This is a genomic window from Thermobifida sp., from assembly GCF_017577275.1.
In the GTDB taxonomy this organism is placed as follows: Bacteria; Actinomycetota; Actinomycetes; order Streptosporangiales; family Streptosporangiaceae; genus Thermobifida; species Thermobifida fusca.
In genome coordinates, this window is the sequence record NZ_PITY01000021.1 from 244,829 (window position 1) to 260,976 (window position 16,148).

The 16,148-nt window shown below is 67.9% G+C and carries 14 protein-coding genes and 1 tRNA gene; 11 read left to right on the forward strand and 4 right to left on the reverse strand.

Going from position 1 to position 16,148, the window contains the following annotated elements:
* Positions 1-67: 67 nt before the first annotated feature.
* From fbaA to CW348_RS09690, 8 genes are all read left to right on the forward strand, one after another.
* A complete protein-coding gene (gene fbaA / locus CW348_RS09655; protein WP_011293427.1) occupies positions 68-1,090 on the forward strand; it encodes a class II fructose-bisphosphate aldolase in 1,023 nt (340 codons plus the stop codon).
* Positions 1,091-1,193: 103 nt separating this feature from the next.
* Positions 1,194-1,610 (forward strand): DUF3151 domain-containing protein, encoded by a 417-nt coding sequence (locus CW348_RS09660; protein WP_011293428.1) that lies wholly within the window; start codon positions 1,194-1,196, stop codon positions 1,608-1,610.
* 175 nt (positions 1,611-1,785) lie between these two features.
* Complete coding sequence (locus CW348_RS09665; RefSeq protein ID WP_011293429.1) at positions 1,786-3,069, forward strand: adenylosuccinate synthase; 1,284 nt, start codon at positions 1,786-1,788, stop codon at positions 3,067-3,069.
* 120 nt (positions 3,070-3,189) lie between these two features.
* Entirely contained in the window at positions 3,190-4,464 is a 1,275-nt protein-coding gene (purD, locus tag CW348_RS09670; protein ID WP_016189415.1) for a phosphoribosylamine--glycine ligase, read from the forward strand.
* A gap of 288 nt (positions 4,465-4,752) precedes the next feature.
* Positions 4,753-6,060: an adenylosuccinate lyase gene (purB, locus tag CW348_RS09675; protein ID WP_011293431.1), complete on the forward strand. Its 1,308-nt coding sequence runs from the start codon at positions 4,753-4,755 to the stop codon at positions 6,058-6,060.
* 75 nt (positions 6,061-6,135) lie between these two features.
* The gene (locus CW348_RS09680) at positions 6,136-7,059 is read left to right on the forward strand and encodes a phosphoribosylaminoimidazolesuccinocarboxamide synthase (RefSeq protein ID WP_011293432.1); all 924 of its coding nucleotides are present in this window, start codon (positions 6,136-6,138) and stop codon (positions 7,057-7,059) included.
* A gap of 389 nt (positions 7,060-7,448) precedes the next feature.
* On the forward strand, positions 7,449-8,744 hold the full coding sequence (gene murA, locus CW348_RS09685) for a UDP-N-acetylglucosamine 1-carboxyvinyltransferase (RefSeq protein ID WP_011293433.1): 1,296 nt from the start codon (positions 7,449-7,451) through the stop codon (positions 8,742-8,744).
* A gap of 264 nt (positions 8,745-9,008) precedes the next feature.
* Positions 9,009-10,265 (forward strand): hypothetical protein, encoded by a 1,257-nt coding sequence (locus CW348_RS09690; RefSeq protein ID WP_049755095.1) that lies wholly within the window; start codon positions 9,009-9,011, stop codon positions 10,263-10,265.
* Between the two features lie 49 nt (positions 10,266-10,314).
* Here CW348_RS09690 and hisC read toward each other — a convergent pair whose 3' ends face one another.
* The gene (gene hisC / locus CW348_RS09695; protein WP_016189417.1) at positions 10,315-11,400 is read right to left on the reverse strand and encodes a histidinol-phosphate transaminase; all 1,086 of its coding nucleotides are present in this window, start codon (positions 11,398-11,400) and stop codon (positions 10,315-10,317) included.
* 188 nt (positions 11,401-11,588) lie between these two features.
* On the opposite strand from hisC, the gene CW348_RS09700 reads away from it, so the two are divergent.
* A complete protein-coding gene (locus CW348_RS09700; RefSeq protein WP_011293436.1) occupies positions 11,589-12,308 on the forward strand; it encodes a hypothetical protein in 720 nt (239 codons plus the stop codon).
* A gap of 213 nt (positions 12,309-12,521) precedes the next feature.
* Here the strand turns inward: CW348_RS09700 and CW348_RS09705 are convergent, their stop codons facing one another.
* Complete coding sequence (locus CW348_RS09705; RefSeq protein ID WP_104612687.1) at positions 12,522-13,292, reverse strand: MauE/DoxX family redox-associated membrane protein; 771 nt, start codon at positions 13,290-13,292, stop codon at positions 12,522-12,524.
* Positions 13,289-14,260: a hypothetical protein gene (locus CW348_RS09710; RefSeq protein WP_081430439.1), complete on the reverse strand. Its 972-nt coding sequence runs from the start codon at positions 14,258-14,260 to the stop codon at positions 13,289-13,291. The genes CW348_RS09705 and CW348_RS09710 overlap by 4 nt, the downstream gene beginning before the upstream one ends.
* 316 nt (positions 14,261-14,576) lie before the next feature.
* Between CW348_RS09710 and CW348_RS09715 the strand changes: the two genes are divergently transcribed.
* Positions 14,577-15,104, forward strand: coding sequence for a SigE family RNA polymerase sigma factor (locus CW348_RS09715; protein WP_011293439.1), 528 nt, complete (start codon positions 14,577-14,579; stop codon positions 15,102-15,104).
* 182 nt (positions 15,105-15,286) lie between these two features.
* Positions 15,287-15,375 (forward strand) — tRNA-Ser (locus tag CW348_RS09720).
* 101 nt (positions 15,376-15,476) lie between these two features.
* Here the strand turns inward: CW348_RS09720 and CW348_RS09725 are convergent.
* A complete protein-coding gene (locus tag CW348_RS09725; RefSeq protein WP_011293440.1) occupies positions 15,477-15,989 on the reverse strand; it encodes a flavodoxin domain-containing protein in 513 nt (170 codons plus the stop codon).
* Between the last annotated feature and the right edge of the window lie 159 nt (positions 15,990-16,148).

Here is a 16,148-nt window from a genome sequence, read left to right on the forward strand (position 1 = left end):
AGGTGGCGGAACTTCTTGACCGAGAGTGTTCCGGCACCACTCCAGGCCAATCAGGGGAGTCAACACTATGCCTATCGCAACGCCTGAGGTCTACGCAGAGATGCTGGGCCGCGCGAAGTCTGAGGGCTTCGCCTACCCGGCTATCAACGTCACGTCCAGCCAGACCCTGCACGCGGCCCTGCGCGGTTTCGCCGAGGCTGAAAGCGACGGCATCGTGCAGATCTCCACCGGCGGCGCCGAGTTCCTGTCCGGTACCACCATCAAGGACATGGTCACCGGTGCGGTGGCTTTCGCCGAGTACGCCCGGGTCGTCGCCGAGAAGTACCCGGTGAACATCGCGCTGCACACCGACCACTGCCCCAAGGAGAAGCTCGACACCTTCGTGCGTCCGCTGCTGGCGATCTCCAAGGAGCGTGTCGCCAAGGGGCAGGAGCCGCTATTCCAGTCCCACATGTGGGACGGCTCCGCCGTGGAGCTCGAGGAGAACCTGCAGATCGCCGAGGAGCTGCTGAAGGAGTCCAAGGAGGCCCGCACCATCCTCGAGATCGAGGTCGGCGTGGTCGGCGGTGAAGAGGACGGCATCGTCGGCGAGATCAACGAGAAGCTGTACACCACCCCGGAAGACGGCCTGCGCACCGCTGAAGTGCTCGGCCTCGGCGAGAAGGGCTACTACATCGCCGCCCTGACCTTCGGTAACGTGCACGGCGTGTACAAGCCGGGCCACGTGAAGCTGCGCCCCTCCGTGCTCAAGGAGATCCAGGACGTGGTGGGCGCCAAGTACGGCAAGGAGAAGCCGTTCGACCTGGTCTTCCACGGCGGCTCGGGCTCCAGCCTCGAGGAGATCCACGAGGCGATCTCCTACGGTGTCGTGAAGATGAACATCGACACCGACACCCAGTACGCCTTCACCCGGCCCATCGTCGACCACATCATGAAGAACTACGACGGTGTGCTGAAGGTCGACGGCGACGTCGGCAACAAGAAGGCCTACGACCCGCGCTCCTACGGAAAGGCCGCCGAAGCCGGCATGGCCGCCCGGGTCGTCGAGGCTGCCCAGCAGCTCAAGTCCGCTGGCAAGAAGCTCAAGTAAGCGACAGCCAAGCGGCGTTCTACGCTCCTTGGGCCCCCGGTTTTCCCGGGGGCCCAAGTGTTCATACCGGTCATCCCCGCACCACCCTGGCAGGATGGGAGGTATGGAGCTGCATCAGAACCTGTTGGGCGACCCGCCGCCCACCAAGCTGCCCGACCTGCCTGAAGCGCGCGAAGCCCTGGCTTCGGGCACCGACCCGGCCGAGGTCGCGGCGCGTTTCCCCGCGTATTCGGCTGCCTGGGCCGCACTCGCCGAACGCGCCTACAACGCGGGGGACGACATCGCCGCCTACGCCTACGCGCGCACCGGCTACCACCGGGGCCTGGACCAGTTGCGCCGCAACGGGTGGAAGGGGCACGGCCCGATTCCGTGGGAGCACGAGCCCAACCGCGGTTTCCTGCGTTCGCTGTACTACCTTGGCAAAGCGGCCGAAGCGATCGAGGAGGCCGACGAAGCGCAGCGGTGCGCCGCATTCCTGCGGGAGAGCAGCGAGACCGCGGCCCGGGAACTCGAGGGCTGACCGCTGGGTGGGCACCCCTCCCACTGGGCACGACGGCCGCTTCGGCCCTCAACCGGCAGGAGTCGGTCATGTAACCTCGTTGTGCAAGAGCCCCTGCCGCTTCTTGCGCCAGGGGCTTCGGCACGTTCGGGACAGATTGTGGTCCAGATTTCGAGGAATGAAGAGGTAGACGGCGATGCCGGCGATCGCGCTCGTTGGGGCTCAGTGGGGTGATGAGGGGAAGGGGAAGGCAACCGACCTTGTCGGTGACCGCGTCGATTACGTGGTCCGTTACCAGGGCGGCAACAACGCGGGGCACACGGTCGTCATCGGCGACCAGGAGTACGCCCTGCACCTTCTGCCGTCGGGCATCCTCACCCCCGGTGTCATTCCGGTGATCGCCAATGGCGTGGTCATCGACCCGGCGGTGCTGTTCGAAGAGCTCGACGCGCTCACCGCGCGCGGCGTCGACGTGTCACGCCTGCTGATCTCCGCCAACGCGCACCTGATCATGCCCTACCACCGGGCTCTGGACAAGGTCAGCGAACGCTTCTTGGGCAAGGGCCGGATCGGGACCACCGGTCGCGGCATCGGCCCGACCTACGCTGACAAGACCGCCCGTGCCGGGGTGCGGGTCCAGGACATGTTCGACCCCAAGATCCTGCGTAAGAAGCTGGAGCTGGCGCTCAACGACAAGAACCAGATCCTCACCAAGGTGTACAACCGGCGCGCCCTGGAAGTGGATCGGATCCTCGACGAATACTTGGGCTACGCCGAGAAGATCCGGCCTTACGTGGTGGACACTTCCCTGGTGTTGAACCGGGCGCTCGACGAAGGCAAGACCGTGTTCTTGGAGGGGTCGCAGGGCACCCTGCTGGACATCGACCACGGCACTTACCCTTTCGTCACCTCCTCGTCTCCTACCGCGGGTGGCGCCTGCTCGGGTTCCGGGATCGGCCCCACCCGTATCACCAAGGTCATCGGCATCCTCAAGGCCTACACCACCCGGGTCGGTTCGGGACCGTTCCCCACCGAGCTGGAAGACGAGTGGGGGGAGTGGCTGCGCTCCCGGGGCCACGAGTACGGCACTACCACGGGCCGCAACCGCCGCTGCGGCTGGTTCGACGCGCCGATCGCCCGCTACGCCACCCGGATCAACGGCATCACCGACTTCTTCCTCACCAAGCTGGACGTGCTGTCCGGGCTGGAGCGCATCCCGGTCTGTGTCGCCTACGACATCGACGGGGTGCGGCACGACGAGATCCCCATGACCCAGACGGAGTTCCACCACGCCACACCGATCTACGAGTACTTGGACGGCTGGAACGAGGACATCAGCCAGGCGCGCTCCTTCGACGACCTGCCGAAGAACGCGCAGGCGTATGTGCGGGCGATCGAGGAGATGTCCGGGGCGCCGATTTCAGCGATCGGTGTCGGCCCGGGCCGGGAGCAGACCCTGGAGCTGCGTCCTCTCGTGTAGCCGTCTGCCGTGGGACGGGTGCGGCGCCCGTTCCACGGAGCGGTGCAGGGCCGTAAAACCCTGTGCACAACTGTGCCGTTGTCCCTGTCCTCCCATCGAAACCTATTAGGGTCCATTGCTGTGAAAGCCCTCGTGATCGGCGGCGGAGGCCGCGAACATGCGCTGGTACGCGCGCTATCCCTCGACCCCGGCGTGACCAGCCTGCACTGTGCCCCCGGCAACGCTGGAACCGCTGAACTGGCGGAGAACCACGTCATCAACATCACTGACGGCCTGGCGGTCACTGAGCTCGCCGCGCGGATCGGCGCGGAACTGGTGGTCATCGGCCCGGAAGCCCCGCTGGTTGCCGGTGTCGCCGACGAACTGCGGCGACGCGGTATCCCCGTGTTCGGCCCGGACCAGGCGGCGGCGCGGATCGAAGGATCCAAAGCGTTCGCTAAAGAGGTCATGGCCGCGGCGGGCGTCCCCACGGCGGAGGCGCGGGTCTGCCGCTCCGCCTCCCAGGTCTCCCAGGCCTTGGACTTGTTCGGCCCGCCCTACGTGGTGAAGGACGACGGACTGGCCGCGGGCAAGGGCGTGGTGGTCACCGAGGACCGGGCGGTGGCGGAACGGCACGCCCAGGCGTGCGGGCGGGTCGTCATTGAGGAGTACTTGGACGGCCCCGAGGTGTCGCTTTTCGCGCTGAGCGACGGCCGCAACGCCGTGCCGCTGCTTCCCGCGCAGGACTTCAAACGCGCCTACGACGGCGACCAGGGCCCCAACACCGGCGGTATGGGAGCGTACGCGCCGCTGCCGTGGGCGCCGTCCGACCTGGTGGACGAGGTCATGGAGACCGTGGTGCGGCCCACGATCGCGGAGCTCGCCCGGCGCGGCACCCCCTACCAGGGGCTCTTGTACGCGGGGCTGGCGCTCACCTCGCGCGGAGTCCGGGTGGTGGAGTTCAACGCTCGCTTCGGCGACCCGGAGACCCAAGTGGTGCTGGACCGCCTGGCTACGCCGCTGGGGGCGCTGCTGCAGGCCACCGACACCGGGAACCTGGGCGGGGTGACCTCGCTGGAGTGGCGTCCGGGGGCTGCTGTCACCGTGGTGATCGCCGCGGAAGGCTACCCGGAGGACCCGGTGAAGGGCGACCTGATCAGCGGCCTGGCGGAGGCCAACGCCGTGGAAGGCGCCTACGTGCTCCACGCGGGCACCGCGTGGACCGGCATCAACGATGTGAAGGCCAACGGCGGCCGGGTGCTGAGCGTGGTGGGCTCGGGCGCCGACTTGGCGGAGGCGCGGCAGCGCGCCTACGAAGCGGCGAGCCGGATTAAGCTGCGCGGCTCGTTCTACCGCACGGACATCGCGGAGAAAGCGGTGCTCGGCCAGGTCTCCTGGGAGCGGCCCGCCCAGTAGGCCCGGAGGCGCGCTCGGCTCGGATGCGGGGCGGCTGCCTGCCGGTCTCGGGGTGCCACGGTGCACTCCGGGATGCTGTCGGGCGGGTCGCCCCGGGCAGTCTGGGCCTTCCTCGGGTTGGTGCGCGGGAACGGTCGGGTGCCCGGGGCAGCGGACTGGTCTGACAAGGCGGGCAGAGCGCTCGGATCACTGTACGGAATACGCGGTGTCCCGGGCGGGGCGTGGTCCCGAGCGTGCCGAGTGCGTCGCTGTCTGAACGGTTTTCCTGCGCCCTGAGACAATGGGAGGGTGATCGAGCGCTACACCCTTCCGGAAATGGGCCGCATCTTCAGCGACGCCCACAAGTACGAACTCTGGTGCCAGGTGGAAACCCTGGTGATGGAAGCCCATGCGGCGGCCGGGACGATTCCCGCCGACGCGGTGGAGCCGGTCCGCCAGGCTCCTCCGCCGACACCGGAGCAGGTGGCCGAGATCGAAGCGGTGACCCAGCACGACGTCATCGCGTTCCTCACCGCGTGGGCCGACAACACGACGCCTCGCGAGGCGGCCAAGTGGGTGCACTTCGGCATGACCTCGTCCGACCTGCTGGACACGGCGCTGGCAAAGCAGCTGGTGGAGGCCACCGACGTTCTGCTGGCCAAGGCGGACGAACTGGTGGCGGTGCTGCGCGACCACGCTCTGGAGCACCGGGGGACGCTGCGGGTGGGCCGGACGCACGGCATCCACGCCGAACCTGACGTGTGGGGCCACCGGGTGGCGGACTTCGCGTTCGCTATGGCGCGGTCCCGGGACCGGCTGCGCCGCGCCCGCGAGGCTGTGGGTGTGATGGCGATCTCCGGTCCGGTGGGCACCTATTCGAACATCGACCCGGCGGTGGAGGACTACGTCGCCGAGAAGCTGGGGCTGCGCCCTGCAGACGTGTCCACCCAGGTGGTGCTGCGCGACGGGATCGCCGAGTGGGTCAGCACGCTGGCGGTCATCGCCACGGTGTGCGAAGCGATCGCGCTGGAGATCCGGCACGGCCAGCGCACCGAGGTGCGGGAGCTGTGGGAGCCGTTCGGCAAGGGGCAGAAGGGCTCCAGCGCTATGCCGCACAAGAAGAACCCGATCCTCTCGGAGCGCATCTGCGGTCTGGCGCGGATCGTGCGCGCCCAGATCGTGCCGGTCATGGAGGGGATCCCGCTGTGGCATGAGCGGGACATCTCGCACTCTTCCACCGAGCGGATCGCGCTGCCGGACGCGGCTATCGCCACGGACTACCTGCTCCATTTGACGACTCGGCTGATGCGGGGACTGGTGGTGGACGCCGAGCGGATGCGGCAGAACCTGGAGTCCACCAACGGCTTGATCTACTCCTCCACGGTGGTCTCCGAGCTGATCGAGACGGGCATGTCCCGGGAGGACGTCTACGCGCTGGTGCAGGCGGCGGCGATGCGCACGTGGGAGACGGGTGTGGCGTTCCGACAGACCCTGCGGGAGCAGGCCGCTGAGCACGGTGTGGAGCTGGACGAAGCCCGGTTGGACGAGGTGTGCCGCCCGGAGCGGTTTGTCAGCCGCCTGGACCGGGTGTTTGACCGGTTGAAGAACCTGAGCTGAGTCGTTTCCCGTCCGGTTCGTGCTGTCGGCGGTGGGCCGCCGGCAGCACGTTCCCACGCAGATCGGAAAGCCACCATGAGCGGTTTTGTCGACAAGCCGGTGCCTGTCGAGGTGCCGGGCCTCACCCACCTGCACACCGGCAAGGTGCGGGACCTGTATGCCACCGAGTCGGGAGAGCTGGTCATGGTGGCCAGTGATCGCGTCTCGGCTTTCGACTGGGTCCTTCCCACAGAGATTCCGGACAAGGGGCGGCTGCTTACTCAGTTGTCGCTGTGGTGGTTCGACCAGTTGTCCGACATCATCGACAACCATGTGATATCGGACACACCTCCTCCGGGTGCTCCGGACGACTGGGCGGGCCGCACTCTCGTCTGCCGCCGGCTCGACATGGTGCCGGTGGAGTGCGTAGCCCGCGGCTATCTGACGGGGTCCGGGCTGGCCGAGTACACCGCCACGGGCGCGGTGTGCGGGGTTCGGCTGCCGGAAGGGCTGGTGGACGGGTCCCGGCTCGATCCGCCGATCTTCACCCCGGCGACCAAGGCCGAGGTGGGGGAGCATGACGAGAACGTCTCGCTGGAGACCGTGGCGGAGCGGCACGGTCCAGCGTTGGCGGAGCGCCTGCGGGAGGTGACGCTGGCGCTGTACGAGCGGGGCCGGGAGATTGCGGAGGAGCGCGGCATCCTGCTCGCCGACACCAAATTCGAGTTCGGGTGGGACTCCGACGGTTCGCTGGTCCTTGCGGACGAAGTGCTCACTCCGGATTCTTCGCGGTTCTGGCCGAAGGAGGAATGGCGCCCGGGCCGGCCGCAGCCGTCATTCGACAAGCAGATCATCCGGGACTGGCTGTCATCTGCGGAATCGGGGTGGGATCGTACCTCAGAGACGCCTCCTCCTCCACTGCCGGACACTGTGGTGGAACACACCCGCGCCCGATACATCGAAGTATTTGAGCGGCTGACGGGACAGACCGCCGATTTTGTCGGGATTTCACGGAGTTGACGCAGGTGGGGCGCGCTTGTGTGGTTAATCGCGCAACGCCGCCCCACTGAGGTTGTGCCCGTTTCGCACCGGTGCGACGTAAAGTGGTGCACGGCGCCCAAGCACCCTGAACAGGTGCAAAGTTTCTGACGCGGCGTCAGGAAACCTGCAGAGTAACTCACAACCAGAAATCGGCCACAGGTGGTGTGACCATGCCGTTAAGCCTGTGATCACCGTAGTGTTCGCGGCCAGGAGAGTGCGCTGCTCTCTGTCATACCGCGGAAAACGGCTGAGATCTGCCCGCTTTCTTGCCGGAACTTGCCGCGTACTTTCCTCATCAGATATCTCGGACTAGGTCACACCGAGAAGACCACCCTTGAATTTTCTGCCTCACGAAGGAGCCAAGGAGCATGGGCCAGGAGGTTCGCTACCGCGTCCGCGGCGGTCATGCCTTGCACGGAACCGCGTTCATCCAAGGTGCGAAAAACGCTGTCTTGCCGATGATCGGAGCGGCCCTGCTCGCATCCAAGGGCAGGACCGTTCTGCGGAACGTCCCCGTGATCGAAGATGTCCGTCGCGCTTTGGAGCTCGCCGAGTACGTGGGGGCCAAAGTCGAGTTCCACGAAGCGGAGCGGACCATCGTCATTGATGCCACCGGGCTGAACGATCCCAACCGGGCGGTGCTGCCCGCCTCCATCGCCTCCCGCTTCCGCGGCTCCGTGCTGTTCATCCCCGCGCTCATGCACCGTATGGGCCGCGCCCGGATCGAGGGGGTGGGCGGATGCAACCTCGGCAGCCGCAACCTTGACTTCCACTACCGGGGTTTTGCGCGGCTGGGCGCCGAGGTCACCGAGGACCCGGAGCGCAAGCACATCAACGTGAAGGCGGACAATCTCAAGGGCGGACGCCTCTACCTGGACACCCCGTCGCACACGGGAACCGAGAACCTGATCATGGCCGCGGCCCTCACCCCGGGCACCACGGTGATCGAGCACGCGGCCCTCGAGCCCGAAGTGCTGGACGTCATCGAGTTCTTGGGCAGCATGGGCGCCAAGATCAGCGGCGGCGGCACCGGGTTCATCAAGGTCGAAGGCGTCTCCGAGCTCACCGCGGTGGAGCACACGGTGATGCCGGACCGTATCGACACGGGCGTGTTCGCGATGATGACGGCCGCGACCGGCGGTGACGTGAGCCTCGTCGGCGCGAACCTGGACCACCTGGGCGTGGCCCGCTGGAAACTGGAGCAGATGGGCGTCCAGTTCACCCAGCAGGGCGCTGTACTGCGGGTACGCCGCGACCCGAACGTCCCGCTGCGGCCTATCAACGCCGTCACTTCGCCCTTCCCCGGTTTCGCCACGGACCTGCAGCCTCCGCTGATGGCGTTGGCCACCCTGGCCGAGGGGGAGAGCTACATCCGCGAGGCCATCTTCGACGGCCGGTTCGCCCTCGCCGACGAGCTGAACAAGATGGGCGCCAAGATCGAGGTCGAGGGTAACCGGGCGATCGTGCACGGTCCCAGCGAACTGCACGGCACCAAGGTCACCGCCCACGACCTGCGCTGCGGTGCAGGGGCGATCATGGCGGGCCTGGTTGCCAAAGGCGAGACGATCGTGAGCCCCGCCTACCAAGTGGACCGCGGCCATTCCCACTTCGCGACCCGCTTGTCGGCTCTGGGCGCCGATGTTGTCAGGGAAGAAGTCTCCTAGTCCGAAAAGTCGGATTCGCTGCGGGCGGGAAGAACGTCTTCCCGCCCGCGTATTTTGACGTTCTGGAGAAAACGATCTTCACTGGCTTTCAACAATGGGTACGATCGCGGCAATGCTGCGATGGAAAGAACATGGGTCGGGACCGGTGGGCGCACAAAGTACAAGGCGTGAGACGGTAGCGGGGAGCAACCCGAGGTGAGTGCGCAGCGTACTGGCGATTTGACGATCGGTGTCATCGGGCCGCACGAGGTTGTCGAGCGAGTCATGTTGATGGGCCCGGGATCGACCGGCCCTTTGAACGCCAGACTCATTGCGGCTGCCTATCGGGACGAGCAGGAGGCCGCCGAGAAGGTACTCCGCCTAGGGTCGGCTATCGACGCATACCTGTTTGCGAGCCCTGTGCCCTACGAGTTCGCCCGGAAAGCCGGTGTGCTCACGATGCCGGCAACCTACGTCCCGCTCAACGGCGCGAGCCTGCACGAAGCGCTGCTCCGCGCCACCCTCGACGAGCGGTTCGACCCCACTCGGGCGAGTTTAGACGTCCTCAGCCGCGCGGACGTGGTTGAGGCGTACTCCGAAGTGGACCTTCCGGTTGACGGGCTCCACGTGCACGAGGAGCTGGCAGGGACGGCGGCGCTCACGGCCTTCCACGAAGGCCTGTGGCGGCGCAAGATCACCAAGATGGCCATCACCTGTGTGCGGGGTGTCGCGGAACGGCTGGACGCCATCGGCGTGCCGAATCTGCGGCTGCGTCCGACCACGGCGGGGGTGCGGAGCGCGCTGCAGACCGCGGGTCTGCTGGGCGCCCACCACCGCTTGGAGGAGGCCCAGCTCGGCGTGGTGATCGTGGATGTGCCCACACTGCGGGATTCCAGCCGCCGGTCCACTCCGCGCTACTGGCGGGAGGAGCTGCGGCTGTCGCTGTACCGGCTCCTCACGCAGGAGGCGCATCGGATGAACGCTACCGCGCATCAGATCGACGACCACACCTTCATGATCACCGCGACGCGGGGATCGCTGGTGGCCGCCACCGAAGGCTTCCGCAAGCCGCCGTTCGTGGAGCGGGCCAAGGCGGAACTGGGAATCACCATCGAAGTCGGTATCGGCATGGGTCGCACCACCCAGGACGCGGAGACGCACGCGCGGGCGGCGCTGACCCGCTCCCAGGCCACGACCCGGCAGAGCTTCGCGGTGGACCGGGAGGGCCGCTCTCTGGTGCCCGCGCAGCGAGCCCCGCAGCGCCAGCAGAGCGAGCCGCTGCGGACCAAGGGCCGGGAGACCCTGGCTCGGCTGGCGGAGAAGATCGCCGAAGAGAACGCTCCGCTGGTGGTGGACGCGGAGACCGCGGGCCGCATGCTGGGGGTGACCCCGCGTACTGCCAGGCGGCTGCTGCGCACCCTGGTGGAGGAGGGCTTGGCCTGGCCGCTTCCCCCCAATCGCACCCTGCAGCCGGGACGGCCCCGCCAGTTGTACCGGCTCATTGTGGAGAAGCTGGACCGGGACAGGGCAGACAACAGGTAGCCGCCGGACGGCCGTCAGCTCCGGCGGCTGGCCTGCCACAGCCCGGAGGCTAGTTCCGTTTCGGATAGGTCCGGGCCACCGTCAGGAAAGCATCGTTGTCGTCGGGAAGGCCGATGCTGACGCGGACGCCTTCCCCGGCGAACGGGCGGACCGCGATCCCGGCTTGTTCACACGCGGCCGCGAAGTCGAGCGTGTCCTCGCCGAGCCGCAGCCAGACGAAGTTGGCTTCGGTTTCCGGCACGGTCCATCCGTCGGCGAGCAGCGCGGCGCGGACCCTCTCGCGTTCCTTGACGGTGACAGCCACCCGCTCCAAGAGTTCCTGTTCGGCCGCGAGCGACGCGACAGCCGCGGCTTGGGCGAGGTGGTTGACCGCAAAAGGCACGAGGGTTTTGCGGACTGCGTCCACAACCTGTGGATGGCCGATGAGGAAACCCACCCGCAGTGCAGCAAGCCCGTAGGCCTTGGAGAAGGTGCGGAGCACGGCGACGTTAGGCCGGTCCCGGTAGAGCTGCACCCCGTCGGGCACCCGGGGGTCTTGGACGTATTCGCGGTAGGCCTCGTCGAGAACCACCAGCACGTGCTCGGGGACCGTGTCGAGGAACTCGGCGAGTTCGGTCTCCCGCACCGCGGTGCCGGTGGGGTTGTTCGGGTTGCAGACGAACACCATGCGGGTGCGGTCGGTGACTGCCGCGGCGAGCGCCTCCAGGTCGTGGGTCTCCTCGCGCAGCGGGACGTGGATCGGGGTCGCCCCGGCAAGACCGGTCAGCAGCGGGTACGCCTCGAAGGACCGCCAGGCGTAGACGACTTCCGCCCCCGGCTCGGCGGTGGCTTCCAGCAGCTGCTGGAGGAGGCCCACGGATCCTGCGCCGAGCGCCACGTGCTCTTCGGGGACGTGGAAGCGGCGGGCGAGGGCAGCGGTCAGCTCGGCTGCCGCGGGATCGGGGTAGCGGTTGAGGTCTGCCGCGGCGTCCGCGATGGCCTGGCGCACCGAGGGCAGCGGACCGAACGGGCTCTCGTTGGAGGAGAGTTTCGCTGACCGACCGTCCGGCCCGACGACCTTGCGTCCCGGCCGGTAGGGCGGGATCGAGTCGAGCGCTGACCTCAGGTAAGGGGGTTTCCGCTCCGACACCGTCATCCTCTCTCAATACTTTGTGCAATCATTTGATTACTCTTAATGACCAGTGTTTGCCTCCCAGGGGAGGAACACCGCCCTCATTTCACTGAGCAAACCGCATGGGCGTCCGTTCTCGGGGTCCGCACACCCCGTCGCGGTCGCTGCCCGGTACCGCCTCCGGCGGAACACCAGAACAGGAATGACGTTTCATGAACTTTCCCCAAAAGCTGTCTACTGCCGTTGCAGTCGTGGGAGCCGCCGCGCTGGTCTGCGGACTGGCGGGCTGCGGAAGCGAGTCGGAGACCGCATCGGAGGCCTCCAACAGCCACTCCCTGTCCGCTGAGGAAGCCGCGGCTCGGCTGCACGAAGCCCAGTTGAGCGAGTTCCAAGGCTTCGAACGCGTCGAAGAGGAGAGCCGCACCGGCATCTACAGCGAGCTCGACGTGGTGCGCCAAGCCGCGGAAGAGCGCGAGGCATTGACGCTGGACAAGCCGCAGTGCGCGGACGCCGTGAACGAGTGGGAGCAGCTTCCCGACGTGCAGGAGGCGCCGGCTTCGCTGGCCCTCTTCCGCGGCGCGGAGGGCGCGCTCACCCACGTGCTGCTGGAACTCCCCGAAGACCTGGCCATTCAAGCGGTCGAGACCGTTCCCTCGGACGAGTGCGCGACCTACGAGGCGACCACGGAGGACGGCTCCTCCCACTCGTACCGGGTGCGCCAGTTCCACGTGGAGACGGTCGGCGACCAGTCCCGCGGCGTGGTCGTCGAAATGGAGTCCGCGGAAGGGGCTCCGATAGCGCTCTACAGCCTCCTCTACCGGGAGGACGGGCGTCTGGGGTCGGTGTCCATGATCGGGGGCCCGGAGACAGAGCAGCGGCTCACCGAGTTCGCCATCGCCGCCCTGGAGCACCAGCACCAGGTCCTGGGGTAAGGCACCGCCCCCTTCACGTAGCCCCCACTGTCGCGTTCCACCCTCATCGGTGGTGAGGCGAGCGGAGGTTCCCCAGCGGCGGGGGACGGACACCGGCCGGTCGTGCAGGCCGTGGCGGGTCGGGCAGCCGCCCGGTCCGCTACGGCAGGGCCGTCTCCGCCCCCGCCCCCTCGCCTCCCACAACCGTCCGCGGGCCGCCACTATCAGCACCCCCTATTCCGCCGGAGGTTCCACGACCAGGGACCGCACGTCGGGGCGGCGCCGCCCCACCTCAACCGCGAAAACCACGGAGAACTCCCGATCCCCTTCCTGACCGGCGAAGCGGGCGAACCACCAGCAGCCGTGCCGCCACGTGTCCACGGGCTCCGGGGAGGCCAAGAGGGGACGCTGCTTGTGCCACTCCCGGCTGGCGTGCAGCCGCCGCACCATCTGCTTTCGGGACACTTCGCGCAGCTCGCACGGGACCGGGGAGCGCAACCGGACTACGGCTTCCCGCAGTTCCGGGGAGAGCACCGCCACGACAGCGACTTCTGCAGCGCACAGCACCCCATGCCAGGGCGTGGCATGGACGAGGGCCGCCCATCCGGAGTGCGGCAGGCCGAACGTGGCGACCGCTGCCGCAAGGAACAGCCCGCTGCGGGTCAGTGCCCGCCAGCCGATGGGCTCCGTGCTCAACCCGCCGAAACAGCCGCACCCCATCTCCGGGTCGCGCTGCCGCAACCGGACGAGCGCCACCAGGCCGACCGCGAAAAGAACCGCAGTCGCCCCTCTGACGGCATATGCCGCGCCCCCGGAGCAGAAGAGCAGCCCCGCCGCTAAACCCGCTTCAACGGCCGCGTGAGCCACGGTGAACGGCCGCCGCAGCGAGACCGGGAGCAGCACTGCCGGTCCTTGGGCGGTGCGGTCCACCGCCTTGGTTCCTGCGCCGAGCAGCAGGACAGCGGTCAGGATCCACAACTGGACGTCTTGGAGGGTTTCGCTCACAGTCCACCTACGGTCAGGGTCGCGCTCCAGCAGCCGGATTCCGGCTGTCCCCCCAACGCCACGAAGGCGGCAAGGGTCAGTTCCGCGATCCGACCGCTGGCCGGGGCGTCGCACACCGTGCAGCGGTCACAGAAGTGGCTGGCTGCCGCCCCGCAGGCCACGACAGGCAGGACCGCGAAAACACGCGTGCACTCGTTGACCACGCGGACTGTCGCCCCGAGGGACAGCAGCGGCAGCGGTGCGCACGGGGTTGCCCGGTCGCAGGCAGGGCCGCAGTCGCCCGTCCGGTCCAGGGCCGGGTAGGCCACCCCCATGAGCATGCCGTCCGGGTCGGTGTCCGTGTCCTGTCCACGCACCGGGTCGTACCAGGAGGCGATTCCTGCCACCTGCGCGCTGGAGCGGTGCTGCGGGGGCCGCCGCGGAGTCTCCACTACGGGGTAGGGCGGCTGGGTGGTGGCGGGGATGAGGGCCCGGACCGTGTCCCCGTCGCGCACGCCCACCGCGTCGAACAGGTATCCCGGTTCCAGGCGGGGGTGCCGGACCCGCATCCGCCCGGATGCCCGGTAGGGGATGACCGCGGTGACCGGGGCACGGTCGTGTCCCGTGGCGACGGTCACCGTGTCGCCGTCGACCGCGGTGATCACCCCGGTGGCCCGGGCGAGGTCCGCCCAGACCCGTTCCACGACGAGTTCGGCCCCTGGAGTGCAGCGGAGGAGGACGTCCTGTCCGGGGCGCAGTTCACGGGGCGCGCATTCGCCCCCGTACCAGAAGGTGGTCTGCGGGGTGAGGATGAAACGCCGCTCGCCTTCGGGGGTGGCGAGGCCGAGCATGTGCGGGCTGATGTCCGTGAGCGTCCCCCGGACGACGTGGGCGGGGGCCGGATGGGGGTCGGGGGCTGCCTCCGGGCCGAGGAGGGCAGCGGTCAGCCGACGACGGTCGTGAATGTACCCTGTCCGGTCCGCTGCCACCGTGTGTCCTTTCCACTGGGGACCAGCGCGTCCCGCTGTCCACACGCTGGGGAAAAGCCCTCCCATTGTCCCCTAGTGCCGTGCCCAGCAACGGCACGGCGGCTGTTCTCGAGGCGTGCGCCGCCACGCGAGCCCGTCCAGCCCTGACATACCGAACCAATGTCCTCATCTCGGCAGCTTCGGACCATGGGGCGCATATCCTCCCTTTTTACCAAAGAATGCCCCTGAGCAGGGAAAACACGGACATCGTCCATGCCACAGTGAGAACACTATGGCTATGTGACGGAAAACACTCTCCCCAGGGATCGGTGGTCATGTGGACAGAGCGACGCAGGCCACGCACGACGAGTTCGCCGAATACGTGCGGCGCCGTGGCCCTGCCCTGCGGCGCATGGCGCAGTCGCTCGTGGGCAACCACGCTGACGCCGAAGACCTCCTCCAGAACGCGCTACTCAAAACGTTTTTCGCCTGGGACCGCATCACGAGCCCGAACGCCAGGGACCAGTATGTGCGCCGCGCGATGGTCAACACGCAGATCTCCGAGTGGCGACGCCGCCGTCTCGACGTCTACCCCACCGACGAGATCCCCGAGCAGCGGGTCGACGATCCGAGCTGGCGCACCGACCTGACCGACACGGTCAGCCGCGCCATCAACCGGCTGCCGCACCGGCAGCGCCTCGCCGTGATCCTGCGCTACTACGAGGACATGTCCGAAGCAGAGATCGCCTCAGTGCTGGGAATCAGCGTGGGCACGGTGAAAAGCACGGTCTCCCGCGCCGTGGCGAAGCTGCGGCACGACGCCGACCTGGTGCGGGAACAGCCCTCCCGCCCACGATCCGGCTGACGCTACGCCTGCCCCCGCTGGGCCCCGCCCCACCCCAGCAACCTGCGCGTTCCCGGCCACAGGAGCCGTCTCCCGTCCCACTGTCCCCAACCGCAGAACCCCGCTAAAGTATCAGTAGGTGGACGGGTGCTCAGTTTTGTTTTGCACCTTGGCCCCTTCTCTCTGTACCCTTGTCCCAGCCAGGAGGATTCGCCTAGTCCGGTCTATGGCGCCGCACTGCTAATGCGGTTAGGGCGTAAGCCCTTCCGGGGTTCAAATCCCCGATCCTCCGCGACAGAGCCGGGACCTCGACACGAGGTCCCGGCTCACTGCTTTTCCCGCTCTTTGCCTCACCCGGGTCAAGCCGACCCCCTGGCACAGGCCCGCCCCGGCTTACCTGGTGACCATGGTCAACTGGGCAGCGATGCTCTCCGCCCAGTCGTCCACCTCTGCCCAGTCCCGGAAGTCGCCGTAACGTCCCCCCATCGCCTTGTAGAGGAAGCGGCCGAACACCGGCAGATGGCTGGGCTGGATCGCCCCCGCGAACAAGTGGTGGTCGCGCGCCCCGGTGTCGCGGATCACCTCCGGCACTCCTTTAGGCACGTCCCCGGCGGAAGCGAACCGGCCGCCGAGGACCCGCGCCAATCCGACACTGAACAGCCACACGGGCCGCCGCGACAGGATCTCCGCCTCCCGCTCAGCAAAGCCGGTGGCCTGCCGCAGCCACGACCCGCCGTGCACGGCACTGCCCAGGATGAACGCGTCGTAGAGGACGAGCGCATCCATGGGCTTGTCCAACGGCCGGACGTCCACGCTGTGGCCGTAGGCGCGGAGACGGTCGGCTAACCGCCGCGCAATCCCCTCCGTGGAACCGTGCACGCTCGCGTATCCGATCATCACCAGCATGTCGTGCCTCCCGAAACCGTGTCCGGTGTCCCCTACCCGGCGTCGGCCGGTTGTGACCTGGTACGACGGCACGGGACAGGCCGACCGCGCCAGTGGGCTCGCGCACCCGCTCTTTGCCGCGCCCCGCCCAGCGCCTGCTTTCCGGAGTGTTGGCTGCTT